Genomic DNA, 19,474 nt, shown 5'->3' on the forward strand with positions numbered 1-19,474 from the left:
ATTCAACCATGGACCACGCGGCCTGCGACGAGGGTGTGGCGCGCCCGCCCCTGCAGCGGGTAGCCCGCGAACGGCGTGTGCTTGCCCTGGCTCTTGAGCGCCTCGGGCTGCACCTGCCACTCGATGGCCGGGTCGAAGACGCACAGGTCGGCCACGCCGCCCACGGCGAGCCGGCCGATGCCGGTGGCCGCGTCGGCGGCGGTGAGCAATCGCGCGGGTGCGGAGCTGATGACCTCCAGCGCGCGCGACATGCCGGCACCGCTGCGCTCGCCCCATTGCAGCGCGAGCGGCAGCAGCAATTCGAGCCCGGTGGCGCCGGGTTCGGCTTCGGCAAAGGGCAGCGTCTTGGCATCGGCCTCGACCGGGGTGTGGTCGGACACCAGCGCGTCGATGGTGCCGTCGGCCAGCGCGACCGAGAGCGCGTCGCGGTCACCCTGCTGGCGCAGCGGCGGATTGAGGCGCGCGCGGCTGTCGAAAAAGCCGATGTCGGTGTCGACCAGATGCAGCGAGTTGATGCTGACGTCGCAGGTGAGCGGCAGGCCCTGGGCCTTGGCCGCGCGCACCAGCGCCACGCCCGCGGCGCTGGAGATGCGGCACAGGTGCACGCGCGCGCCGGTGCTCTTCATGAGCTCGACGATGGTGAAGATGGCGATGGTTTCCGCCGACACGGGCACGCCCGAGAGGCCGAGGCGCGTGGCCAGCGGGCCGCTGGCGGCCACGCCCTTGCCAAGGTCGCGGTCTTGCGGGCGCAGCCACACGGTGTAGCCGAAGGTGCTCGCGTAGAGCAGCGCGCGCTGCAGCACCTGGGTGTCGGCGAGCGGCACGTCGGCCTGGCTGAAGCCGATGCAGCCGGCCTCGGTGAGCTCAGCCATCTCGGTGAGCACGCCGCCGGCAAGGCTGCGCGTGAGCGCGCCGAGCGGAAAGAGGCGCGCGCATTGCAGCTTCTCGGCGCGGAACTTGAGCATCTCGACCAGGCCGGGCTCGTCGAGCACGGGGTCGGTGTCGGGCGGGCACACGAGGCTGGTCACGCCGCCCGCAATGGCCGCGGCCATTTCGCTTTCGAGCATGCCTTCGTGTTCGTAGCCCGGCTCGCGCAGGCGCGCCGCCAGATCCACGAGGCCAGGCGCGACGATGCAGCCTGCGGCGTCGATGGTGCGGTCGGCCTTGAAGCCGGCAGGCACGTTGCCGATACCGGCGATCTTGCCGTCGGCAATGGCGATGTCGGCTTTCTTGTCGGTGCCCGAGGCGGGGTCGATGACGCGGCCGTTGGTGATCAGTGTGTTCATGCTTCGTTACCTGCGACGATGCTCATCACGGCCATGCGGACCGCGATGCCGAAGGTGACCTGCGGGAGGATCACGCTCTGCTTGCCGTCCACCACGGCGGAGTCGATTTCCACGCCGCGATTGATGGGGCCCGGGTGCATGACGATGGCGTCGCTCTTGGCCAGCTGCAGCTTCTCCGGCGTGAGGCCGTAGGTCTTGAAGAACTCTTGCGACGAAGGCAGCAGCGCGCCGCTCATGCGTTCGTTCTGCAGGCGCAGCATGATGATGACGTCGCAGTCCTTGATGCCTTCTTCGAGCGTGTGGCACACGCGCACGCCCATGCCGGCCATGTCGCTGGGCACGAGAGTCTTCGGGCCGACCACGCGCACTTCGGCGCAGCCGAGCGTGGTGAGCGCGTGAATGTCGGAGCGCGCCACGCGCGAGTGCAGAACGTCGCCGACGATTGCCACCGTGAGGTTCGAAAAATCCTTCTTGTAGTGGCGGATCGTGTACATGTCGAGCAGCCCCTGCGTCGGGTGCGCATGGCGGCCGTCCCCGGCGTTCACCACGTGCACGTGCGGCGCGACGTGCTGCGCGATGAGGTAGGGCGCGCCCGACTCGCTGTGGCGCACCACGAACAGGTCGGCTGCCATCGCGCTCAGGTTGGCGATGGTGTCGAGCAGCGACTCGCCCTTGGTGGCCGAGGAGCGCGCGATGTCCAGATTGATGACGTCGGCCGACAGGCGCTTGGCCGCGATCTCGAAGGTGGTGCGGGTGCGCGTGCTGTTCTCGAAGAACAGGTTGAACACGCTCTTGCCGCGCAGCAGCGGCACCTTCTTGACCTCGCGGTCGCTCACGCTGGTGAAGTTGGCGGCGGTGTCGAGAATGTGCGTGACGATGTCCTTGGGCAGGCCCTCGATCGACAGCAGATGGATCAGTTCGCCGTTCTTGTTGAGCTGCGGATTTCGCTTGTAGAGCATCAGCGGTTCTCCTCGACCTTGAGGCTGAAGGCACCGTCGTTGGCGCGTGCAAGGGCAAGCAGTTGCGTGGCCGGCAGCGTGAGCGTGGTGGCGGCGAAATCGGCCGCCACGGGCAGTTCGCGGCCACCGCGGTCCACCAGCACCGCGAGGCGCACGCAGGCTGGGCGGCCGAAGTCGAACAGCTCGTTGAGCACCGCGCGGATGGTGCGGCCGGTGTAGAGCACGTCGTCGAGCAGCAGCACGTCGGCGCCGTTCACGTCGAAGGGCAGCGCGGTCTGCGCACTGGCCGAGAGGCCGCGGCGCGCGAAGTCGTCGCGGTGCATAGCCGATGAAATGACGCCGGGGGCGCCACTCAGGCCCAGGTCTTTCTGCAGGCGCTCGACCAGCCAGGCGCCGCCGGAGGTGATGCCGACCAGTCTGGTTTGGGGGCGCATCAGCGCTTTCACGCCTGCCAACAGATCGAGATATAGCAATTCGGCGTCAGGAACGACAGGGCTCACGATGATGGCTCCAGGACAAGGCAAGGGGGAAGGCAGATGCGGGGAACACCGTGGAACCGGCTTTGCCGGGCCACTGGTGTTGCCCCCGGTGAGGGGGAGGGAGAAGCGACACGAAGTGCGCGAAGCCTGGGGGAGAGCTTCATTGTTGGAGGCTCCTCAAAAATTGTTCCAGGATGATGCAGGCGGAGGCGGCATCGGCATCTCGGGCACCCGAGGCCAGCGCCTCGGTGGTGCTGTAGCGCTCGTCGACCTCGAACACCTGCAGATTGAAGCGCCCGCGCAGCTGGCGCGCGAACTTCAGTGCGCGGCGGGTGTTCTCGTGCGGGGCGCCGTCGGGGTGGTAGGGCACGCCGACCACCAGCGCGTCGGGCTGCCATTCCTTGATGCGGGCCTCGACCAGCGCGAAGCGGGCATCGCCCTCGGCCTTGATGGTGGCCTGGGGGGTGGCGGTGCCCAGCAGGCGGTTGCCGCTCGCGACGCCGGTGCGCTTCAGGCCGAAGTCGAAGGCCAGGAAGCTCTGGAAGTGCGAGGGAACGGCAACAGGAACGGGAACGGTAGAAGAAGCGGAGGGTTGGGGCGCGTCAGGCATGGCAGCGGCCATCACGCGTGTCCCGCTTCCGGCGACAGCGTCCACGCTTCCAGGCCCAGCAGCAGCAGCGCCCTGTCGTAGCGCTGCTCGACCGGGGTGTCGAAGATGACGGCCGGGTCGGCACTCACGGTGAGCCAGCTGTTTTCAGCCAGTTCGGACTCGAGCTGGCCCTCGCCCCAGGCCGAATAACCCAGCGAAACCAGCACCTTGCGCGGTCCGGCGCCGGTGGCCAGCGCCTCCAGCACGTCCTTGGAGGTGGTCATTTCGAGCCCGCCGGGAATGGTCATGGTCGAGGCATAGACCGATTCCTCGGGCTTTTCGGCATGGGAGAACACCGGCTCGTGCAGGACGAAGCCGCGTTCGGTCTGCACCGGTCCGCCCTGGAAGACGGGCGAATCGCCGAGCTCGGGCCGCACGAGGTGAAGTTCGATCTTCTCGAACAGCTCCTTGAGGTTGATGTCGCTGGGCTTGTTGATGACGAGGCCCAGCGCGCCGCGCTCGCTGTGCTCGCAGAGGTAGACGACGCTGCGGTTGAAAGTTTTATCTTCCATCCCCGGCATCGCGATCAGAAAGTGATGCGTGAGGTTCATCGGGGCAGAATCGGCAGCCATATGCCGCCGATTTTACTGGCCGTCGACAAGACCTATCCCAAAGGACTCATGTGGTTTCGCCGCGACCTTCGCGTGGACGACAACGCGGCGCTCTACCAGGCCCTGCGGGCCTGCCGGCAGGTGGTGTGCGTTTTCGTGCTCGACCGGGCAATTCTGGACCCCCTCCCCCGCGTCGACCGACGGGTGGAATTCATCCGGGAATCGCTGGCGGAGCTCGACGCCGAGCTGCAGGCGCTCAGCGGCGGCCTGATCGTGCGCCACGCCGCAGCGGTCGACGAAATTCCGGCGCTGGCGCACGAACTGGACGTGCAGGCCGTCTTTGCCAACCGCGACGACGAGCCCGACGCCCTGTCGCGCGATGCCCAGGTGCTCGGCGCCCTGGCCAATGCGGGGGTGGCCTTTCACACCTACAAGGATTCCACCGTTTTCGACCGCGACGAGCTGCTGACCAAGACGGGCCAGCCCTACACGGTGTTCACGCCCTACAAGCGGGCCTGGCTGGCCAAGGTGGACTCCTTCTTCCTGAAGTCCTACCCGGTTCGCACCCACGCCGAGGCGCTGGCGCCGCCGCCCGAGGCCTACCGGGCGCCGGTGCCGTCGCTGGAGGAGATCGGTTTCCGGAAGAGCAATCTTTCCGAGCTGGAGATTCCGACCGGCACCAGCGGCGCGGCGGCGCTGTTCGAAGACTTCTTCCAGCGCATCGACCGCTACGACGCGGCGCGCAACTTTCCGGCGGTGCGGGGACCGAGCTACCTGGGCGTGCACCTGCGCTTCGGCACGGTGTCGATCCGGCAACTGGCGGGAGTGGCGCACCAGCTCGCGCTGCAGGGCGACGCGGGCGCTGCGACCTGGCTCAGCGAGCTGGTCTGGCGGGAGTTCTACTTCCAGATCCTGGCGCACTTTCCGCACGTGCATTCGGGCGGCGAATCGAAGAGCTTCCGGCCCGAGTACGACAAGATCCAGTGGCACCACGGCAAGCATGCCGACCAGCTGTTCGAGGCCTGGTGCCAGGGCCGCACCGGCTACCCCCTGGTGGACGCCGCCATGCTGCAGATCAACCAGAGCGGCTACATGCACAATCGCCTGCGCATGGTGGTGGCGAGCTTTCTCTGCAAGGACCTGGGGCTGGACTGGCGGCGCGGCGAGCGCTACTTTGCGCTGCACCTGAACGATTTCGAGCTGGCGTCGAACAACGGCGGCTGGCAGTGGGCCAGCTCCAGCGGCTGCGACGCGCAGCCGTACTTCCGCATCTTCAACCCGGTGACGCAGAGCGAGCGCTTCGACCCCGAAGGCAAGTTCATCCGGCGCTACCTGCCGCAGCTTGCGGGGCTGTCGAACGCGGCCATCCACGCGCCCTGGACAGCCTCGCCGGTGGAATTGGAGGCGGCAGGCATCAAGCTCGGCGAGACCTATCCCCACCCCGTGGTGGACCATGCCGAGGCGCGCGAAAAAACGCTGCAGCGCTACGGCGTGGCGCGGGCCAAGGCGCTGCAGAAATAACAAAGGGGCCCGAGGGCCCCTTTGCTTTCTTGATGAACGCCGGAGGGCGTCATGCAGCCGCGGCCAGCGCCGGTTCGCTCGTGTACGCACGCACCAGGCGCAGCAGTTCCTCTTCCGAGTAGGGCTTGCCAAGGTAGTGGTTCACACCCAGCGTGCGGGCGTAGTCGCGGTGCTTTTCGGCGATGCGCGAGGTGATCATGATGATCGGCAGGCCCGCCATGGCGTCGTCCGCGCGGATGTTGCGTGCCAGGTCGAAGCCGTCCATGCGCGGCATTTCGATGTCGGACAGCACCACGGCCGGGCGCTCCTGCTGGAGCCGTTCGAGCGCCTGCAGGCCATCGGCCGCGAGCGACACGCGATAGCCTTCGCGCTGCAGCAGGCGCTGCGTCACGCGGCGCACCGTGATGGAGTCGTCCACCACCAGCACCAGCGGAACCTGCGGCACCGGCGGAGCCAGCACCGGCAACGGTTCGTGCGGCGCAGCACCCTCTTCGGCCGAGCCGCCATGCGCGGGTGCCACCAGCGCGGCAGCCTGGCGCAGGCGAGCCTGTTCGCCATGCACCGCGGCCAGCGCCACCGGGTTGTAGATGAGCGCCACCGCGCCCGAAGCCAGCACCGAGATGCCAGCCAGGCCCGGCAGGCGCGCAAGCTGCGGCCCGAGGTTCTTGACCACGACTTCCTGGTTGCCCAGCACTTCGTCCACGTGCAGGCCCACACGCTGCGCTGCGCTTCGCACGATCACGACGGTGTTGTTCTTGCTCGTGGAGTGTTCGCTGCGTGCAGAGGCCTGCAGCAGTGCACCGGCCCAGTAGAACGGCACCTGTTCGCTGCCGAACGGATGGCTGTTGTGCAGGTAGGCGGCTTCGAGCTCGGTGCTGCTCACGCGCTGCACCAGCTCGACCAGGTTGGACGGCACGCCGATCGACACCTCGCCGGCGCGCAGCATCACCACGTGCGTCACCGCGGTGGTGAGCGGCAGCACCAGCTTGAAGGTGGTGCCCTGGCCGGCCGTGCTGTGCGTTTCGATGCGGCCGCCGAGCGCCGCGATCTGCGCACGCACCACGTCCATGCCGATACCGCGGCCTGCCAGCTCGGACACTTGCCCGGCGGTGGAGAAGCCGGGCTTGAAGATCAGCTCGGTGGCTTGCTCGGGCGACAGTTCCTGGTCCGCTTCCAGCAGGCCGAGCGTGCGGGCACGTTCGGCAATGCGCTTGTGGTCCAGGCCGGCGCCGTCGTCGCGGAAGCTCACCGAGACGTCGTTGCCTTCGTGGTGCAGGTCGATCACGATCAGGCCGTTGGCGTCCTTGCCGACCTTTTCGCGTGCGGCCGGCTCTTCGATGCCGTGCGCCACGCAATTGCGCAGCAGGTGTTCGAAGGCAGGCGTCATCCGGTCGAGCACGCCGCGGTCCATTTCGATGGAGCCGCCGACGATGTCCAGGCGCACCTGCTTGCCGGTGTCTTTCGACGCCTGGCGCACCACGCGGTAGAGGCGATCGGAAATGCCCTCGAACTCCACCATGCGCGTACGCAGGAGGCCGCGCTGCAGTTCGCGCGTCTGGCGGGCCTGAACGCTGAGGTCGTCTTCCGTCGCCTGCACCGTCTTTTGCAGCGTGCGCTGCACGGTGGCCACGTCGTTCACCGACTCGGCCATCATGCGCGTGAGTTCCTGCACGCGGGTGAAGCGGTCGAACTCGAGCGGGTCGAAGCTCTGCTGCGAATCCTTGGCCTGCGCGAGGCGGGACTGCATCTGGCTTTCGGCCTGCACCTCGATGTCGCGCAATTGCTGGCGCAGGCGGTCGAGGTTGCCCGTCAGGTCGGAGAGCGAACCGCGCAGCTGGCCGAGTTCGGCTTCGAGGCGCGAGCGCGTGATGATGACCTCGCCGGTCTGCGCCACCAGGCGGTCGAGCAGTTGGGTGCGGATGCGCACGGCCTGGGTCGACACCGCGCGCAGGGGCGCAAGCAGCGCGGGCGCGGGGCGCGGCAGGAGCGATGGCAGGGCGGCCGCTCCCGCTGCGGAGGCGGCGTCTTCGCTGTCGTCGGCGGAGGCCGCTTTTTCGTCATTGGCGGAGACGCCGGATTCGGCGGGAACCTGCACCAGCTGGACACCCGGCGAGGTGGCCGCTGCCGTTGCCACCAGCTGGGCCACTTCGGCCTGGGTGGCATCGTCCGCGGCACGCAGCGCGTCGAAGGTCGCCTGCAGCGCATCGAGGCGCGTGAGCAGCTTTTCGATTTCGACCCGGTCGGCGCCGCCCTGGGTGCCCAGGGCTTCGATCTCGGATTCCATGCGGTGCGCGCGCTCGCCAAGGCGCATGGCGCCGGCCAGCCGGGCGCTGCCCTTGAGCGTGTGCAGCGTGCGCAGCACGGAGGCGCGCGGCGCGTTGTCGTCGGGGTGGTGCGCCCACTGGCGCAGCGCGTGGCCCAGCTGGGGCAGCAGTTCCTGCGCTTCTTCCTCGAAGATCGGGAACAGGTCGACGTCGACCGCGTCCGCCATGTCGATGGCGTCTTCGGAATCGTCCAGCGCCACGTCGGCCATGCCGTCGGAGGCCGCCATATGCTGGTGCGGCCGGGTCTCGATGCGCGCAGCAGCTTCGGCCGGCATGGGCGCGGCAGCGATGTCGCGCAGCGCCTGGAGCGTGCCTTCGGAAGGCTCGCGCAGGAAGCCCACGGCAAACTGGTGCAGCAGGCGGCGCAGCTCGTCGGCCGCGGCAACCAGCACCACGCCCTGTTCGCGCGAACCGCTGCCCTGCATTTGCAGATGCTGCAGCGCGGCTTCGAGCAGGCGGGCCATGCCCGAGAGGCTGTGGAACCCGACCGTGGCCGAACTGCCGGCCAGCGAATGGGCCAGCGCGACGGTCGAATCGGACAGCCGCTCATGGGATTCGAGCGCCCACTCGCCGACTTCGGTGGCCAGTTGCCTGGACCATTCGTCGGCTTCGTTGAGGTAGACGTTGTAGAGCGCGATGCCGATGCGCAGCGGCCCGATGACCTTGACCTGGTCTTCGGCACCCGACACGGCAGCGGCCACTTCGGTGGCTTCCGTGGTGTCGGCGGTTTCCGGGACCTCGGGCTGCGGGACTTCTTCGGCCGCCGTGGCAACAGCCGGCTCGTCGGCCAAGGCCGGTGCTTCGCCCGCCGCGACCACGGCAGGCTCTTCGGGCTCCAGCTGCAAAGCTGGCGCTTCCACGATCTCTTCGGCCGGCGTTACTTCGACGGCAAGGGGCACGGGCTCTTGAGCGATGACCGGTGCCGGCTCGGGCGCCCAATCAAGGTCAGGCAGGCCGTCCAGCGCCGGCAGCTCGGGCACGGGCTCAGGCGACGGTTCGGCAGCGGCTTCGGCCAGGAACGAAGCGGCGGTTTCCGGTTCCGCCTTGGCCGGCTCCAGGAAGTCGAACTTCTCGCCGGCGGCCCAGACAGGCTCGTCGGCCGGGGTCGGCTTGGATTCGAAGTCGAGGAAGTCGGTCGACGTGAAGTCGTCTTCGGGTTCGGGCTTTGCGGCCTCCTGCGGTGCCTCTGCGGGCAGTTCGAACGCGGCAACGGGTGCCGGCTCGAGCGGTGCCGCCGTGGGGAACGACAGGTCGGGCAGTTCCGGGAGTTCCGGCATCGGAAGCGGGGCAACCGCCGGCGGCTCGGCGGCAATGTGGCGCGCGGCCACGGCCAGAGCCTCCGCATCGGCGACACGCGCCGGCATGGTGGGCACGGGCTCGCCCGCCAGCAGGGCATTCGCCACGCGGCTGAAGTGCGACGACTGCCAGCCATGCTGCGAGCCCGAAGCGATGGCTTCGACCCATTGGCTGAACTCTTCGAGCGCCTTGCGGGTGCCGACGAGCAGATCGGGCGTGGCGTCGCGCTGGTCGGCCAGCCAGGTGTTGAGCACCTGCTCGAAAGACCAGGCGGCGTCGCCGAAGTCGGTCAGGCCGACCATGCGCGAACTGCCCTTCAGCGTGTGGAACGCACGCCGCAGGATGGTGAGTTCCTCGGTGTCGTCGGGGTGACTGCCGAGCTCGTCGATGGCGGCCAGGCCGTTTTGCACCACCTCGCGGGCCTCGTCGAGGAAGATGTTCTGCAGGTCGTCTTCTTCGAGTTCGGTGACTTCGGTGTCAGGCAGCGCGGCAGGACCGGTGATCTTGTTCGTCCAGCTGTCGGCCTTGCGGCTGAATTCCTCGATGGGCGACACCTTCGCCTTGCGGTTGGGCGTGGCGAGCGCGGCGAGCTTCGACGCAATCTGGGCGTCGACTTCCTCGATGCTGAGCACGGCATCGCCACCGGTGGCGGCACCCGGTGCCGCGGCATCCGCCGTGGCGCTGTCGGTGGCCTGGCGGCCCATCAGCGGCTTGAGTTCGCCGGCTTCCTGGTCGAACACGAACAGGCGCTTGGCGAGCGTGGGCTGGTAGCCCAGCATGTCGATCAGGAAACCCAGCGCGCCCAGGTTGTTGCCGAGCGCGTCGAAGCTCTGCATCTCTTCCACTGGCGACGCATTGCCCACCAGCATCTGCTCGACATCGTCGCGCATGCGCTGGACGGTGTGGGCGGCCTGCTCGAGCCCGAGCACCGAGAACACGCCGCGCATCTGCAGCAGCTGGGTCGGAACGGTGCGCAGCAGGCCCTTCTCGGCCGGCCGGCGGAAATACTGGTCGAGCGACTTTTCGAGTTCGCTCAGGTGGCTGCGGAGTTCGTCGACCACGGTACCCATGGTCTGGCGATCGCTCACGCGGCGATACAGGTCCTCCATCCAGGGCTCGAGCGGCTCCGAATGGCCGCCTTCGCGCACGCGCTCGATGCGGCCCGCCAGTTGAAGGGTGCGGGAGGTGAGTTGCGGATCGCTCGGGTCGAGGTCTTCGAGCGCGGCTTCCAGGTAGAGCACCGAGGTGGCGACTTCCATCGCAAGCTCGGTATCCGGCGGCTGGCCGGAACGCACGGAGGCTTCGACCGCATGCGTGAGTGCGTCCACCATCGGCAGGATCGGCGGATGCAGCCTCTGCAGCGACTCGCCGAGCTGTGCGAAGGTGTCGGCCACCTGGCGCGTGCGGGTGATGTCGCCGCCCGAAAGCGCCGACCACATTTCCTTGGCAGTTTCGATGCGCTTGCGGGCCTGGGCGAGCACCAGCGGATCGAAGCGGCCGAACTGTTCGACGCTGTAGTCGACACGCGGCTCGCCCGCGACGCCCCAGGCGGCGCGCACGGTGCGCAGCGTGGCGGCTTCGTCGGAGTCGGCGGCGGGTACGGCCTGCGCGCAGAAGAACAGCAGGTCCTGGCCGAGGCGGTCGGAAACCGCGCTGTCGCCGCGCGCCAGCGTGGCGTATTGCAGCAGCACGCGCGAGGCGGCGCGCTTGACGTAAGAATCGGCGGGGATCAGCTCCAGCGCCAGGGCTTCGAAAAAGCCCGCGGCGAGGGTCCAGAAACTTGCGACGCGGGGCAGCAGCGCACCGCGCCCGAGCCCCAGGCACAGCGCCTGCAGCCGGCGCGCGGCCTGCGGGTCGCCGGTCTTGACCAGCTGCAGCACTTCGCGGTCGAGCCGCGAGCGCACGGCCGGGTCATAGGCCAGCGCGGCCTGGGTCAGCGCGGGTCGCACTTCGACCCAGCGCCACGCAACGCTCCAGAGATCGGCCGGATGGACGCGCTCGTTGCCGACCAGTTCGAGCACGTCGCGGTATTGCGGAAACAGCGCGACCGACGACACGGCCTTGCCGGCCAGCAGCGCGTGGAGAAAATCGACGACGGCAAAGCCGGCGCGCTCGATCTTCAGGACCGCGCTGTCGGTGCAGCGCTGCGGTTCGGCAATGAAGCCCTGCACCGCGAATTCGATGGAGCCGAGCACCAGCGCGGGGGCGTTGTTGCCCACCATCTGAAGCGCACCGACGGACTGGTGCAGTTGCTGGCGAGCCATTTGCAGCGGGCCGCTCTCGAGATCCGAGGCACTGCCCACGTCGCGCACGAAGCGCCGCAGCGACTTGCCCACACCATCGAGGGATTTCTGAATTTCTCCCAGCACCCAGGCCAGCGGCCCGAGGTCTTCGGTGGCCGGCACGTTGCCGGCAATGGGGGCCGTGGCAGGGGTTTGAATCGACACGTTGGATGCTCGCCGTTCTTATCTTTTGTCAGGCAATCTTGAATCGGGCGACCGAGCGGCGCAGTTCTTCCGCCATCTGCGAAAGCTCGCGCACCTGCTGGGCCGTGGTACGGGTACCTTCTCCGGTCTGCTCGGTCACCGCAAAAATGTGCTGGATGTTGGCAGCCACCACGTTGGCGGAATCGGCTTCGCGGGACGCGGATTGCGAAATCTGCTCGATGAGGTCTGCAAGGCGGCGCGACACGCGGTCGATCTCGGTCAGTGCGGTACCTGCATTGTCGGACAGCTTGGCCCCTTCGACCACACCCTGCGTGGAGCGCTCCATGGCGCCCACGGCATCCTGCGTGTCGGTCTGAATGGCCTTCACCAGCGCCGAGATCTGGCGCGTGGCGTCTGCGGAGCGTTCAGCCAGCCGCTGCACTTCTTCCGCCACCACCGAGAAGCCGCGACCGGCTTCACCGGCCGATGCGGCCTGGATGGCGGCGTTCAGTGCCAGCACGTTCGTCTGTTCGGTAATGTCCGAGATCAGCTCGGTGATTTCACCGATCTCCTGCGAGGATTCGCCCAGGCGCTTGATCCGCTTGGAGGTTTCCTGGATCTGGTCGCGGATGGAGTTCATACCGCCGATGGCGTTCTGCACGGCCTGCAGACCCGACGATGCGGCTTGCAGCGACTGGCGCGCCACCGTGGCGGACTCTTGCGCTTGCGAGGACACGCCGTTGATTCGCTCGGCCATGGTCAGCACCGACTGGCCGGTTTCGCGAATTTCGCGCAGCTGTTCGGTCGAAGCGGCCAGCAGTTCGGTCGAGGTGCTTTCCACCTGCGACGTGGTTTGCGCCACGCGGGTGGCCGTGTTCTGCACGTTGCCCACCAGCAAACGCAGTTCTTCCACCGTGTAGTTCACCGAGTCGGCAATGGCGCCGGTGATGTCCTCGGTCACGGTGGCTTCCTGCGTCAGGTCGCCTTCGGCCACTGTCTGCAGTTCGTTCATCAGCCGAAGAATGGCAGCCTGGTTGGCGTTGTTGATGCGGCCGGCCTCGTCGCTGGCCTGTTCGGCAGCAAGACGTTCGCGTTCGGCGACGGCGGCACGTTCGCGGCCTTCGCGCACCTGCACGAAACCGATGGCGCCGGCCAGAGCCAGGGCGGCCAGCGAGAGCACGAACAGCATCACGATCGTTCCGGCGCCCAGGCCGGTGCGGGCGGAGAGCTTGTCCTGCAGTTCGCCGAGCGATTTACGCAGCGGTTCGCTGTCGGTCAGGATGGAAGCCTGCGCTTCGCGTGCGGCCACCAGACCCTGCAGGTTGCCCAGAATGGCGGACGCCTGCGTGCGCATCTGCTCATAGGTCTTGAGAATGGCTTCGAGCTGCTGGCGGGTCTGCGGGTCCTTCGAGCCGGGGAAACGCTGCTGCGCATTGCCGTCGAGCAGGCCGCGCGTGGTTTCCTGGAAGGTGTTCAAGTCCTTGCCGAGCAGGAACACGGCGTCGGGGTTCACGCCTTCGACCGTGAAGAATTCGTTGGTCGACTTGCCGATGCGCTGGGTCAGCATCACGAGCTGGCCGGCGGCCGAGATTTCAGGCAACGTGGCGTTCTGCTGCATCTTGAGCGATGCCACGGTTTCCGTCATTTCGAGCAGCGCGGACGACTGCTGGTTGATGTCGCGCAAGGCGGCACCCACCTGCGTCAGGATCTGGCGCTGGGCCAGCACGGCCTTGGCGCTGGCGTCGGCACGGGCGACCAGCGGGTTGATCTTGCCCATGTCCTCGTCGTACTGGTTGCCCACGCGTTCGAGGCGCAGGGCATCGTCGCCGTTGGTCAGGCCCTGCACGCGGCGCGTGAGGTCGTCGGCGCTGTCCTTCACTTCGACGAAAGCGGGCGCGCTGCCGACGAGTGCCTGCGAGATCGACTTTGCAAGCCGCTGCGACTGCATCAGCGACTGGCCGGTGGCGGCCACCTGCTGCGCAAGGCGCTCGGCGCGAAGAATGGCGGAGCCGGCCACCAGCAACAGCAGCAGCACCACGACCGCCAGCATGATCGCCAGGATCCGCTGCTGGCGCGCCGGGTTGGAGCCCGTTCGTCCCGCGGCAGCCTGCGCGGCTTCGGCAGATGCGGCATCGGCCTCGTTGGCGGCCTCGCCGACCAGCGTGGCACCGTCGGCAAAGCCGGTGGGCACCGGCTCGCTGGAGGTGCGGCCTTGTTTTCTGGCGAGGCGGACGGTCTTTTCGTCCGGCACCTGAACCGTGTCGACGTCGTCGAGCGATATGGTGGAACCGGAGCCGTCGACGCGGGCCTTGTCGTTGCCGCTTTGAGCGGGCAGTAATTTCTTGAACTTGTCGGCGATCGAGCTCACGGTCGGTCCTTCAGGTGGTTGTCTTCTGGCTGTGCGGATGCACTAGGCGCCAATACTCAAAAACTGGGGTTGCTGCGAGAGCGCCTGCAGGTTGATTTCCTGCCAGCGCTCACCCGCCGCATCGGTGAAAAGATGCCCGAGCCAGGCGGGTGCATCTGCGCCTGGGGGTTCCGCGCCCGTGAAGGCCTCGGCCCCCCGCAACCCCGCCAGTCGATCGACCAGCAAAGCGCAGTTGACTTCGAGCAGCTCGTTGAGGGCAACGAGCCGCGATTGCATGCGGGCCGCCTCGGTGGCCGCAAGGCCATCGGACGTGCCGGAGGCGAATGCCGACAGCTGCACCACGCCATAGAGGCCGCCGCGCAGGTTGGCAACGCCGAGGAACCAGGGTTCCGTGTAGGGCACGGGCTGGGGCGGCGTCCAGGGGAAGATCTCACCCGCGTGGCCCAGTGGAAAGAGGTACTTGCCCTCACCGGCCTCGACCGCGAGCCACGTGGCGGCCACGCCGGTGGTGCGAGCAGCCTGCAGGCGGCTCGCAAGCCGGGACTGGAAGGCTCGAAGAGCGTCGCGATTTGCCATGGACTCGGCAGTCTTCCGTTCAGGCCAGCGCGCTGATCTTGGACATCAGCTCGGCCGCGTTGACCGGCTTCACGATGTAGTCGCGGGCGCCCTGGCGCATGCCCCAGACGCGGTCGGTTTCCTGGTTCTTGCTGGTGCACAGGATGATCGGAATGGCGGCGTACTGCGGGTCGCGGACGATGGCGCGCGTGAGCTGGAAGCCGTTCTGGCCGGGCATGACGACGTCCATGAGGATCAGGTCGGGCTGGTCCTCTTCGAGACGGCGCATGGCGTCTTCTGCGTTTTCGGCGGTCTTGACGGCAAAGCCGTTCTTCTGGAGCAGGTCGGACAGGAACAGCAGTTCCGTCTTGGAGTCGTCGACGACGAGGATTTTTCGAATGGGCATTACTGCGCTTCCTGTTGAACGATGCCAAACTGCTGCACGGCCTGCAGCAATTGGTCTTTGGTGAAAGGTTTGGTCAGGTAGTCTTGCGATCCGACCATGCGGCCGCGGGCCTTGTCGAAGACGCCGTCTTTCGAGGAAAGCATCACCACCGGAACATTGGAGAACTGAGCGTTGCGCTTGATGATGGCGCAGGTCTGGTAGCCGTCGAGGCGCGGCATGAGGATGTCGCAGAAAATCAGATGCGGCTTGTGGTCGTTGACTTTCGAGAGCGCGTCAAAGCCGTCCTCCGCAAGGAGAACTTCATGTCCGCCCTGCTTCAGAAATATTTCGGCACTGCGCCGGATCGTATTGCTGTCATCGATGACCAGCACCTTGTAACCTGATCCATTCGGCCCCATTGCACACACTCCTGCTGAGATGAGACTTGGATGCCCGCCGCACCGTACATCGGCGCAGATCGCGTAGCCCTATGCCATGCTTCAGATTTCAACCATTTCGAAGTCTTCCTTGCGTGCACCGCACTCAGGACAGGTCCAGTTCATCGGGACATCAGCCCAGGCCGTGCCTGCTGCGATCCCATCTTCCGGTACACCCACCGCTTCGTCATAGATCCACCCACAAATCAGGCACATCCAAGTTTTCGTATTCATCGGAGCTTAAAGTCCTTGTTCATTAAATGCAACGAGTGTATCTATGCGTATCTCACTGGCGGGCGGTAAACGTCGCGCCTATGCCACCATTGAGGCGATTTCGGCCGGCGTATGACCATTTACTTACATTCCGCAGACAACACCCGCAAACCGGGCAATCTTAACGACCCTCCGCCGGACGCTGAAGAAGCGGCCGAACGGGACCTGAATCCGCCCTGCGTTCTGGTCTTCAATGCCAGCGATCCGAGCGGCGCCGGCGGGCTGGGGGCCGACGCCCTGGCCATGGCCTCGGTGGGTGCGCACATGCTTCCGGTGGTCACTGGCGCCTACGCCCGCGACACGGCCGAGATATTCGACCATTTCGCCTTCGAGGAAGAGGCCATTGCCGAGCAGGCGCGCGCCATCCTGGAGGACGTGGAAGTCCAGCTCATCAAGGTGGGCTTTGTCGGCAGCCCCGACGCGCTGAGCACCATCGCCGAGACCGCATCCGACTATCCCGAGGTGCCGCTGGTGGCCTACATGCCCAACCTTTCGTGGTGGGACGAGAACCTGATCGAGCCCTATCTGGATGCTTTTCGAGAGTTACTTCTTCCGCAGACCACAGTGTTGGTGGGAAACCACAGCACCCTCTGGCGATGGCTGCTTCCCGACTGGAGCGGCGAGCGTCCGCCCGGTGCGCGGGACATTGCCAAGGCCGCCGGCGAGTTCGGCGTGCCCTACACGCTGGTGACCGGCATGGTGCTGCCCGACCAGTTCATCGACAACGTGCTGGCCTCGCCGCAGTCAGTGCTTGCCAACGAAAAATACGAGCGGCTGGAGGCCGTCTTTGCCGGCGCCGGCGACACCCTGTCGGCCGCGTTGGCCGCCTTGCTCGCAAGCGGCACCGACCTGGTGGCCGCCACCACCGAGGCCCTGGCCTACATGGACCGCTGCCTGGACGCCGGATTCCGGCCCGGCATGGGCCACGTGCTTCCCGACCGCCTCTTCTGGGCCGAGCCGGAAGATGAAGACGATGACGACGAAGACCCCGACGCAGCCCCCGATTTCGCCCTGCCCCCTCACGACACCAGACATTGATGCCAAACGCTGACCAAAACGACATTCTTTTCGAGCGCGCCCGCGCCGTCATTCCCGGCGGCGTCAATTCGCCGGTGCGCGCCTTCAAGGCCGTGGGCGGCACGCCGCGCTTCATCCGCCGTGCCGAGGGCGCCTATTTCTGGGACGCCAACGACAAGCGCTACATCGATTACATCGGCTCCTGGGGTCCGATGATCCTGGGCCATGGCCACCCGGCCGTGGTCGAGGCGGTGCAGAAGGCCGTGCTCGAGGGCTTCTCCTACGGTGCGCCCACCGAGCGCGAGATCGAGCTGGCCGAGGCCATCCTCGCCCTGGTCCCGTCGATGGAGATGGTGCGGCTCGTGAGTTCGGGCACCGAGGCCGCCATGAGCGCGCTGCGCCTCGCGCGCGGCGCCACCGGCCGCAAGCACATCATCAAGTTCGAGGGCTGCTACCACGGCCATGCCGACGCGCTGCTGGTAAAGGCCGGCTCCGGCCTCGCCACCTTCGGCCACCCCACCTCGGCCGGCGTGCCGCCCGAGGTCACTCAGCACACGCTGGTGCTCGAGTACAACAACATCGCGCAGCTCGAGGAAGCCTTTGCGCTGCACGGCAACGACATCGCCTGCCTCATGATCGAGGCGATTGCCGGCAACATGAACTTCGTGCGCGCCACGCCCGAATTCGCCGCCCGCTGCCGCGCGCTTTGCACGCAGCATGGCGCGCTCTTGGTGTTCGATGAAGTGATGACCGGCTTTCGCGTGGGCCTGCACGGCGCACAGGGCGTGCTGGGCATCACGCCCGACCTCACCGTGCTCGGCAAGGTCATCGGCGGCGGCATGCCGCTCGCGGCCTTCGGCGGCCCGCGCGCCATCATGGAACAGCTCGCGCCGCTCGGGCCGGTCTACCAGGCCGGCACGCTGTCGGGCAACCCGGTGGCCACGGCCTGCGGCCTTGCAACGCTGAAGGAAATTGCGCGCCCCGGTTTCTACGAAGCGCTGTCGAAGAAGACGCGCTCGCTGGTCGACGGCCTGAAGGCCGCCGCCGCGGCTGAAGGGCAGCCCTTCAACGCCGACAGCGAGGGCGGCATGTTCGGCTTCTTCCTGATGAACGAGTTGCCGCAGAACTACGCCAAGGTAATGACCACCGACAACGCGAAGTTCAACGCGCTGTTCCACGGCCTCCTGGACCGCGGCGTGTACATCGCGCCGGCGCTCTACGAAGCAGGCTTCGTGAGCGCCGCGCACAGCGACGAAGACATCGCTGCCACCGTCGAGGCCGCACGGCAGATCTTCAAGGCCTCGCAGCCCCGTTGATCGTGATCGCCTGCGGGCGCGAGGTCAGTGGCGGAAGTGGCGCACGCCCGAGATCACCATGACCACGCCGCGCTCGTCGGCGGCATCGATCACTTCCTGGTCGCGCATCGAGCCACCCGGCTGAATGACGCAGCTCGCGCCGGCATCGACCACCACGTCGAGCCCGTCGCGGAACGGGAAGAAGGCATCGCTCGCCACCGCGGTGCCCTTGAGCGACAGGCCCGCATGCTCGGCCTTGATGCTCGCGATGCGCGCCGAATCCAGGCGGCTCATCTGGCCCGCGCCCACGCCCATGGTCATGCCGCCGGCGCAGAACACGATGGCGTTGCTCTTGACGTACTTGGCGACCTTCCATGCGAACAGCAGGTCTTGCAGCTGCTCGGGCGTGGGTTGCTTCTTCGATACCACCTTGAGGTCGCTCGCCGAAAGCTCATGGTTGTCGGCAGTCTGCATCAAGAGGCCCGAGCCGACGCGCTTGACGTCGATCGCATTGCGGCCGTTGTCCCAATCGGTGGCGCCACCCTTGGGCAGGGCAATCTCGAGCACGCGCACGTTGAGCTTGGCCTTGGTCGCCTGGAACACTTCCAGCGCCTCGGGCGTGTAGCCCGGCGCCATCAGCACTTCGACGAACTGCTTGGCAATGGCCTGCGCGGTTTCGCCGTCGACCGGACGATTGAAGGCGATGATGCCGCCGAAGGCCGAGGTCGGGTCGGTCTTGAAGGCCTTGCCGTAGGCTTCGGCCGCATCCTTGCCCACGGCCACGCCGCAGGGGTTGGCATGCTTCACGATCACGCAGGCCGGCACGTCGAAGCTCTTCACGCATTCCCATGCGGCGTCGGCGTCGGCGATGTTGTTGTAGCTCAGTTCCTTGCCCTGCAGCTGCCTGGCGGAGACGAGCGAGCCGGGCGCCGGATACAGGTCGCGGTAGAACGCGGCCTGCTGGTGCGGGTTCTCGCCATAGCGAAGGTCTTGCACCTTCACGAAGCGGCCGTTGCTTTGCGCCGGGAACAGCGAGCGCGTGGGCGCGGGCTGTCCGATGCTGGCGTCGAAGTCGATGGCCGAGAGGTAGTCGCTGATGGCGCCGTCGTAGTCGGCGATGCGGTTGAACGCGGCCACCGAGAAAGCGAACTTGGTCTTGTCGCTGAGCTTGCCGGCGGCCTGGAGCTCGGCCAGCGCCACGGGGTATTGCGAGGCGTCGGTCAGCACGCCCACGTCCTTCCAGTTCTTGGCCGCGCTGCGCACCATGGCCGGGCCGCCGATGTCGATGTTCTCGATGGCGTCTTCCAGCGTGCAGCCGGCCTTGGCCACCGTGGCTTCGAACGGATAGAGATTGACCACGAGCAGGTCGATGGTGTCGATGCCATGTTCCTTGATGGCCGCCACGTGCGCCGGCAGATCGCGCCGCGCGAGCAGGCCGCCGTGGATCTTGGGATGCAGCGTCTTCACGCGGCCGTCGAGCATTTCAGGAAAACCGGTGTGGTCGGCCACTTCGGTCACGGGCAGGCCGGCATCGGCCAGCAGCTTGGCGGTGCCGCCGGTGGACAGCAGCTTGATGCCAAGGCCGTGCAGTGCTTGCGCGAATTCGAGGATGCCGGTTTTGTCGGAGACGGAGATGAGTGCGGTCTGGGCCAT

General features: G+C 67.0%; 15 protein-coding genes. 3 read left to right on the forward strand and 12 right to left on the reverse strand.

Going from position 1 to position 19,474, the window contains the following annotated elements; translation table 11 throughout:
- Positions 1–2: 2 nt before the first annotated feature.
- From ACJ7Z0_RS12580 to ACJ7Z0_RS12600, 5 genes are all read right to left on the reverse strand, one after another.
- The gene (locus ACJ7Z0_RS12580) at positions 3–1,286 is read right to left on the reverse strand and encodes a dihydroorotase (RefSeq protein WP_434790118.1); all 1,284 of its coding nucleotides are present in this window, start codon (positions 1,284–1,286) and stop codon (positions 3–5) included.
- The gene (locus ACJ7Z0_RS12585; protein WP_434790119.1) at positions 1,283–2,245 is read right to left on the reverse strand and encodes an aspartate carbamoyltransferase catalytic subunit; all 963 of its coding nucleotides are present in this window, start codon (positions 2,243–2,245) and stop codon (positions 1,283–1,285) included. Before ACJ7Z0_RS12585 ends, ACJ7Z0_RS12580 begins: the two co-directional genes overlap by 4 nt.
- On the reverse strand, positions 2,245–2,745 hold the full coding sequence (gene pyrR / locus ACJ7Z0_RS12590) for a bifunctional pyr operon transcriptional regulator/uracil phosphoribosyltransferase PyrR (protein WP_434790120.1): 501 nt from the start codon (positions 2,743–2,745) through the stop codon (positions 2,245–2,247). Before pyrR ends, ACJ7Z0_RS12585 begins: the two co-directional genes overlap by 1 nt.
- 139 nt (positions 2,746–2,884) lie before the next feature.
- Positions 2,885–3,334 carry a Holliday junction resolvase RuvX gene (gene ruvX / locus ACJ7Z0_RS12595; RefSeq protein ID WP_434790121.1) on the reverse strand — a complete coding sequence of 150 codons (450 nt, stop codon included), beginning with the start codon at positions 3,332–3,334 and terminating at the stop codon, positions 2,885–2,887.
- A gap of 11 nt (positions 3,335–3,345) precedes the next feature.
- A complete protein-coding gene (locus ACJ7Z0_RS12600) occupies positions 3,346–3,945 on the reverse strand; it encodes a YqgE/AlgH family protein (RefSeq protein ID WP_434790122.1) in 600 nt (199 codons plus the stop codon).
- Between ACJ7Z0_RS12600 and ACJ7Z0_RS12605 the strand changes: the two genes are divergently transcribed.
- The gene (locus ACJ7Z0_RS12605) at positions 3,946–5,445 is read left to right on the forward strand and encodes a cryptochrome/photolyase family protein (protein WP_434790123.1); all 1,500 of its coding nucleotides are present in this window, start codon (positions 3,946–3,948) and stop codon (positions 5,443–5,445) included. It begins immediately after the preceding gene.
- A gap of 49 nt (positions 5,446–5,494) precedes the next feature.
- Here ACJ7Z0_RS12605 and ACJ7Z0_RS12610 read toward each other — a convergent pair whose 3' ends face one another.
- The 6 genes from ACJ7Z0_RS12610 to ACJ7Z0_RS12635 form a co-directional block, all read right to left on the reverse strand.
- Entirely contained in the window at positions 5,495–11,512 is a 6,018-nt protein-coding gene (locus ACJ7Z0_RS12610) for a hybrid sensor histidine kinase/response regulator (RefSeq protein ID WP_434790124.1), read from the reverse strand.
- 28 nt (positions 11,513–11,540) lie between these two features.
- A complete protein-coding gene (locus ACJ7Z0_RS12615) occupies positions 11,541–13,859 on the reverse strand; it encodes a methyl-accepting chemotaxis protein (RefSeq protein WP_434790125.1) in 2,319 nt (772 codons plus the stop codon).
- A 42-nt stretch (positions 13,860–13,901) separates the two neighbouring features.
- Positions 13,902–14,435 carry a chemotaxis protein CheW gene (locus tag ACJ7Z0_RS12620; protein WP_431127485.1) on the reverse strand — a complete coding sequence of 178 codons (534 nt, stop codon included), beginning with the start codon at positions 14,433–14,435 and terminating at the stop codon, positions 13,902–13,904.
- Between the two features lie 19 nt (positions 14,436–14,454).
- Positions 14,455–14,820 carry a response regulator gene (locus ACJ7Z0_RS12625; RefSeq protein ID WP_431127482.1) on the reverse strand — a complete coding sequence of 122 codons (366 nt, stop codon included), beginning with the start codon at positions 14,818–14,820 and terminating at the stop codon, positions 14,455–14,457.
- Positions 14,820–15,218 carry a response regulator gene (locus ACJ7Z0_RS12630; protein ID WP_028259709.1) on the reverse strand — a complete coding sequence of 133 codons (399 nt, stop codon included), beginning with the start codon at positions 15,216–15,218 and terminating at the stop codon, positions 14,820–14,822. Before ACJ7Z0_RS12630 ends, ACJ7Z0_RS12625 begins: the two co-directional genes overlap by 1 nt.
- A gap of 81 nt (positions 15,219–15,299) precedes the next feature.
- Positions 15,300–15,470 carry a rubredoxin gene (locus ACJ7Z0_RS12635; protein WP_007838397.1) on the reverse strand — a complete coding sequence of 57 codons (171 nt, stop codon included), beginning with the start codon at positions 15,468–15,470 and terminating at the stop codon, positions 15,300–15,302.
- A gap of 111 nt (positions 15,471–15,581) precedes the next feature.
- Between ACJ7Z0_RS12635 and thiD the strand changes: the two genes are divergently transcribed.
- Together thiD and hemL are read left to right on the forward strand one after the other, a co-directional pair.
- A complete protein-coding gene (thiD, locus tag ACJ7Z0_RS12640) occupies positions 15,582–16,547 on the forward strand; it encodes a bifunctional hydroxymethylpyrimidine kinase/phosphomethylpyrimidine kinase (protein WP_431127478.1) in 966 nt (321 codons plus the stop codon).
- On the forward strand, positions 16,547–17,842 hold the full coding sequence (hemL, locus tag ACJ7Z0_RS12645) for a glutamate-1-semialdehyde 2,1-aminomutase (RefSeq protein WP_434790126.1): 1,296 nt from the start codon (positions 16,547–16,549) through the stop codon (positions 17,840–17,842). The genes thiD and hemL overlap by 1 nt, the downstream gene beginning before the upstream one ends.
- Positions 17,843–17,866: 24 nt before the next feature.
- Here the strand turns inward: hemL and purH are convergent, their stop codons facing one another.
- Positions 17,867–19,474: a bifunctional phosphoribosylaminoimidazolecarboxamide formyltransferase/IMP cyclohydrolase gene (gene purH / locus ACJ7Z0_RS12650; RefSeq protein WP_434790127.1), complete on the reverse strand. Its 1,608-nt coding sequence runs from the start codon at positions 19,472–19,474 to the stop codon at positions 17,867–17,869.

Origin of the sequence: Variovorax palleresanus, from assembly GCF_051144945.1 — a bacterium.
GTDB lineage: Bacteria > Pseudomonadota > Gammaproteobacteria > Burkholderiales > Burkholderiaceae_C > Variovorax > Variovorax paradoxus_S.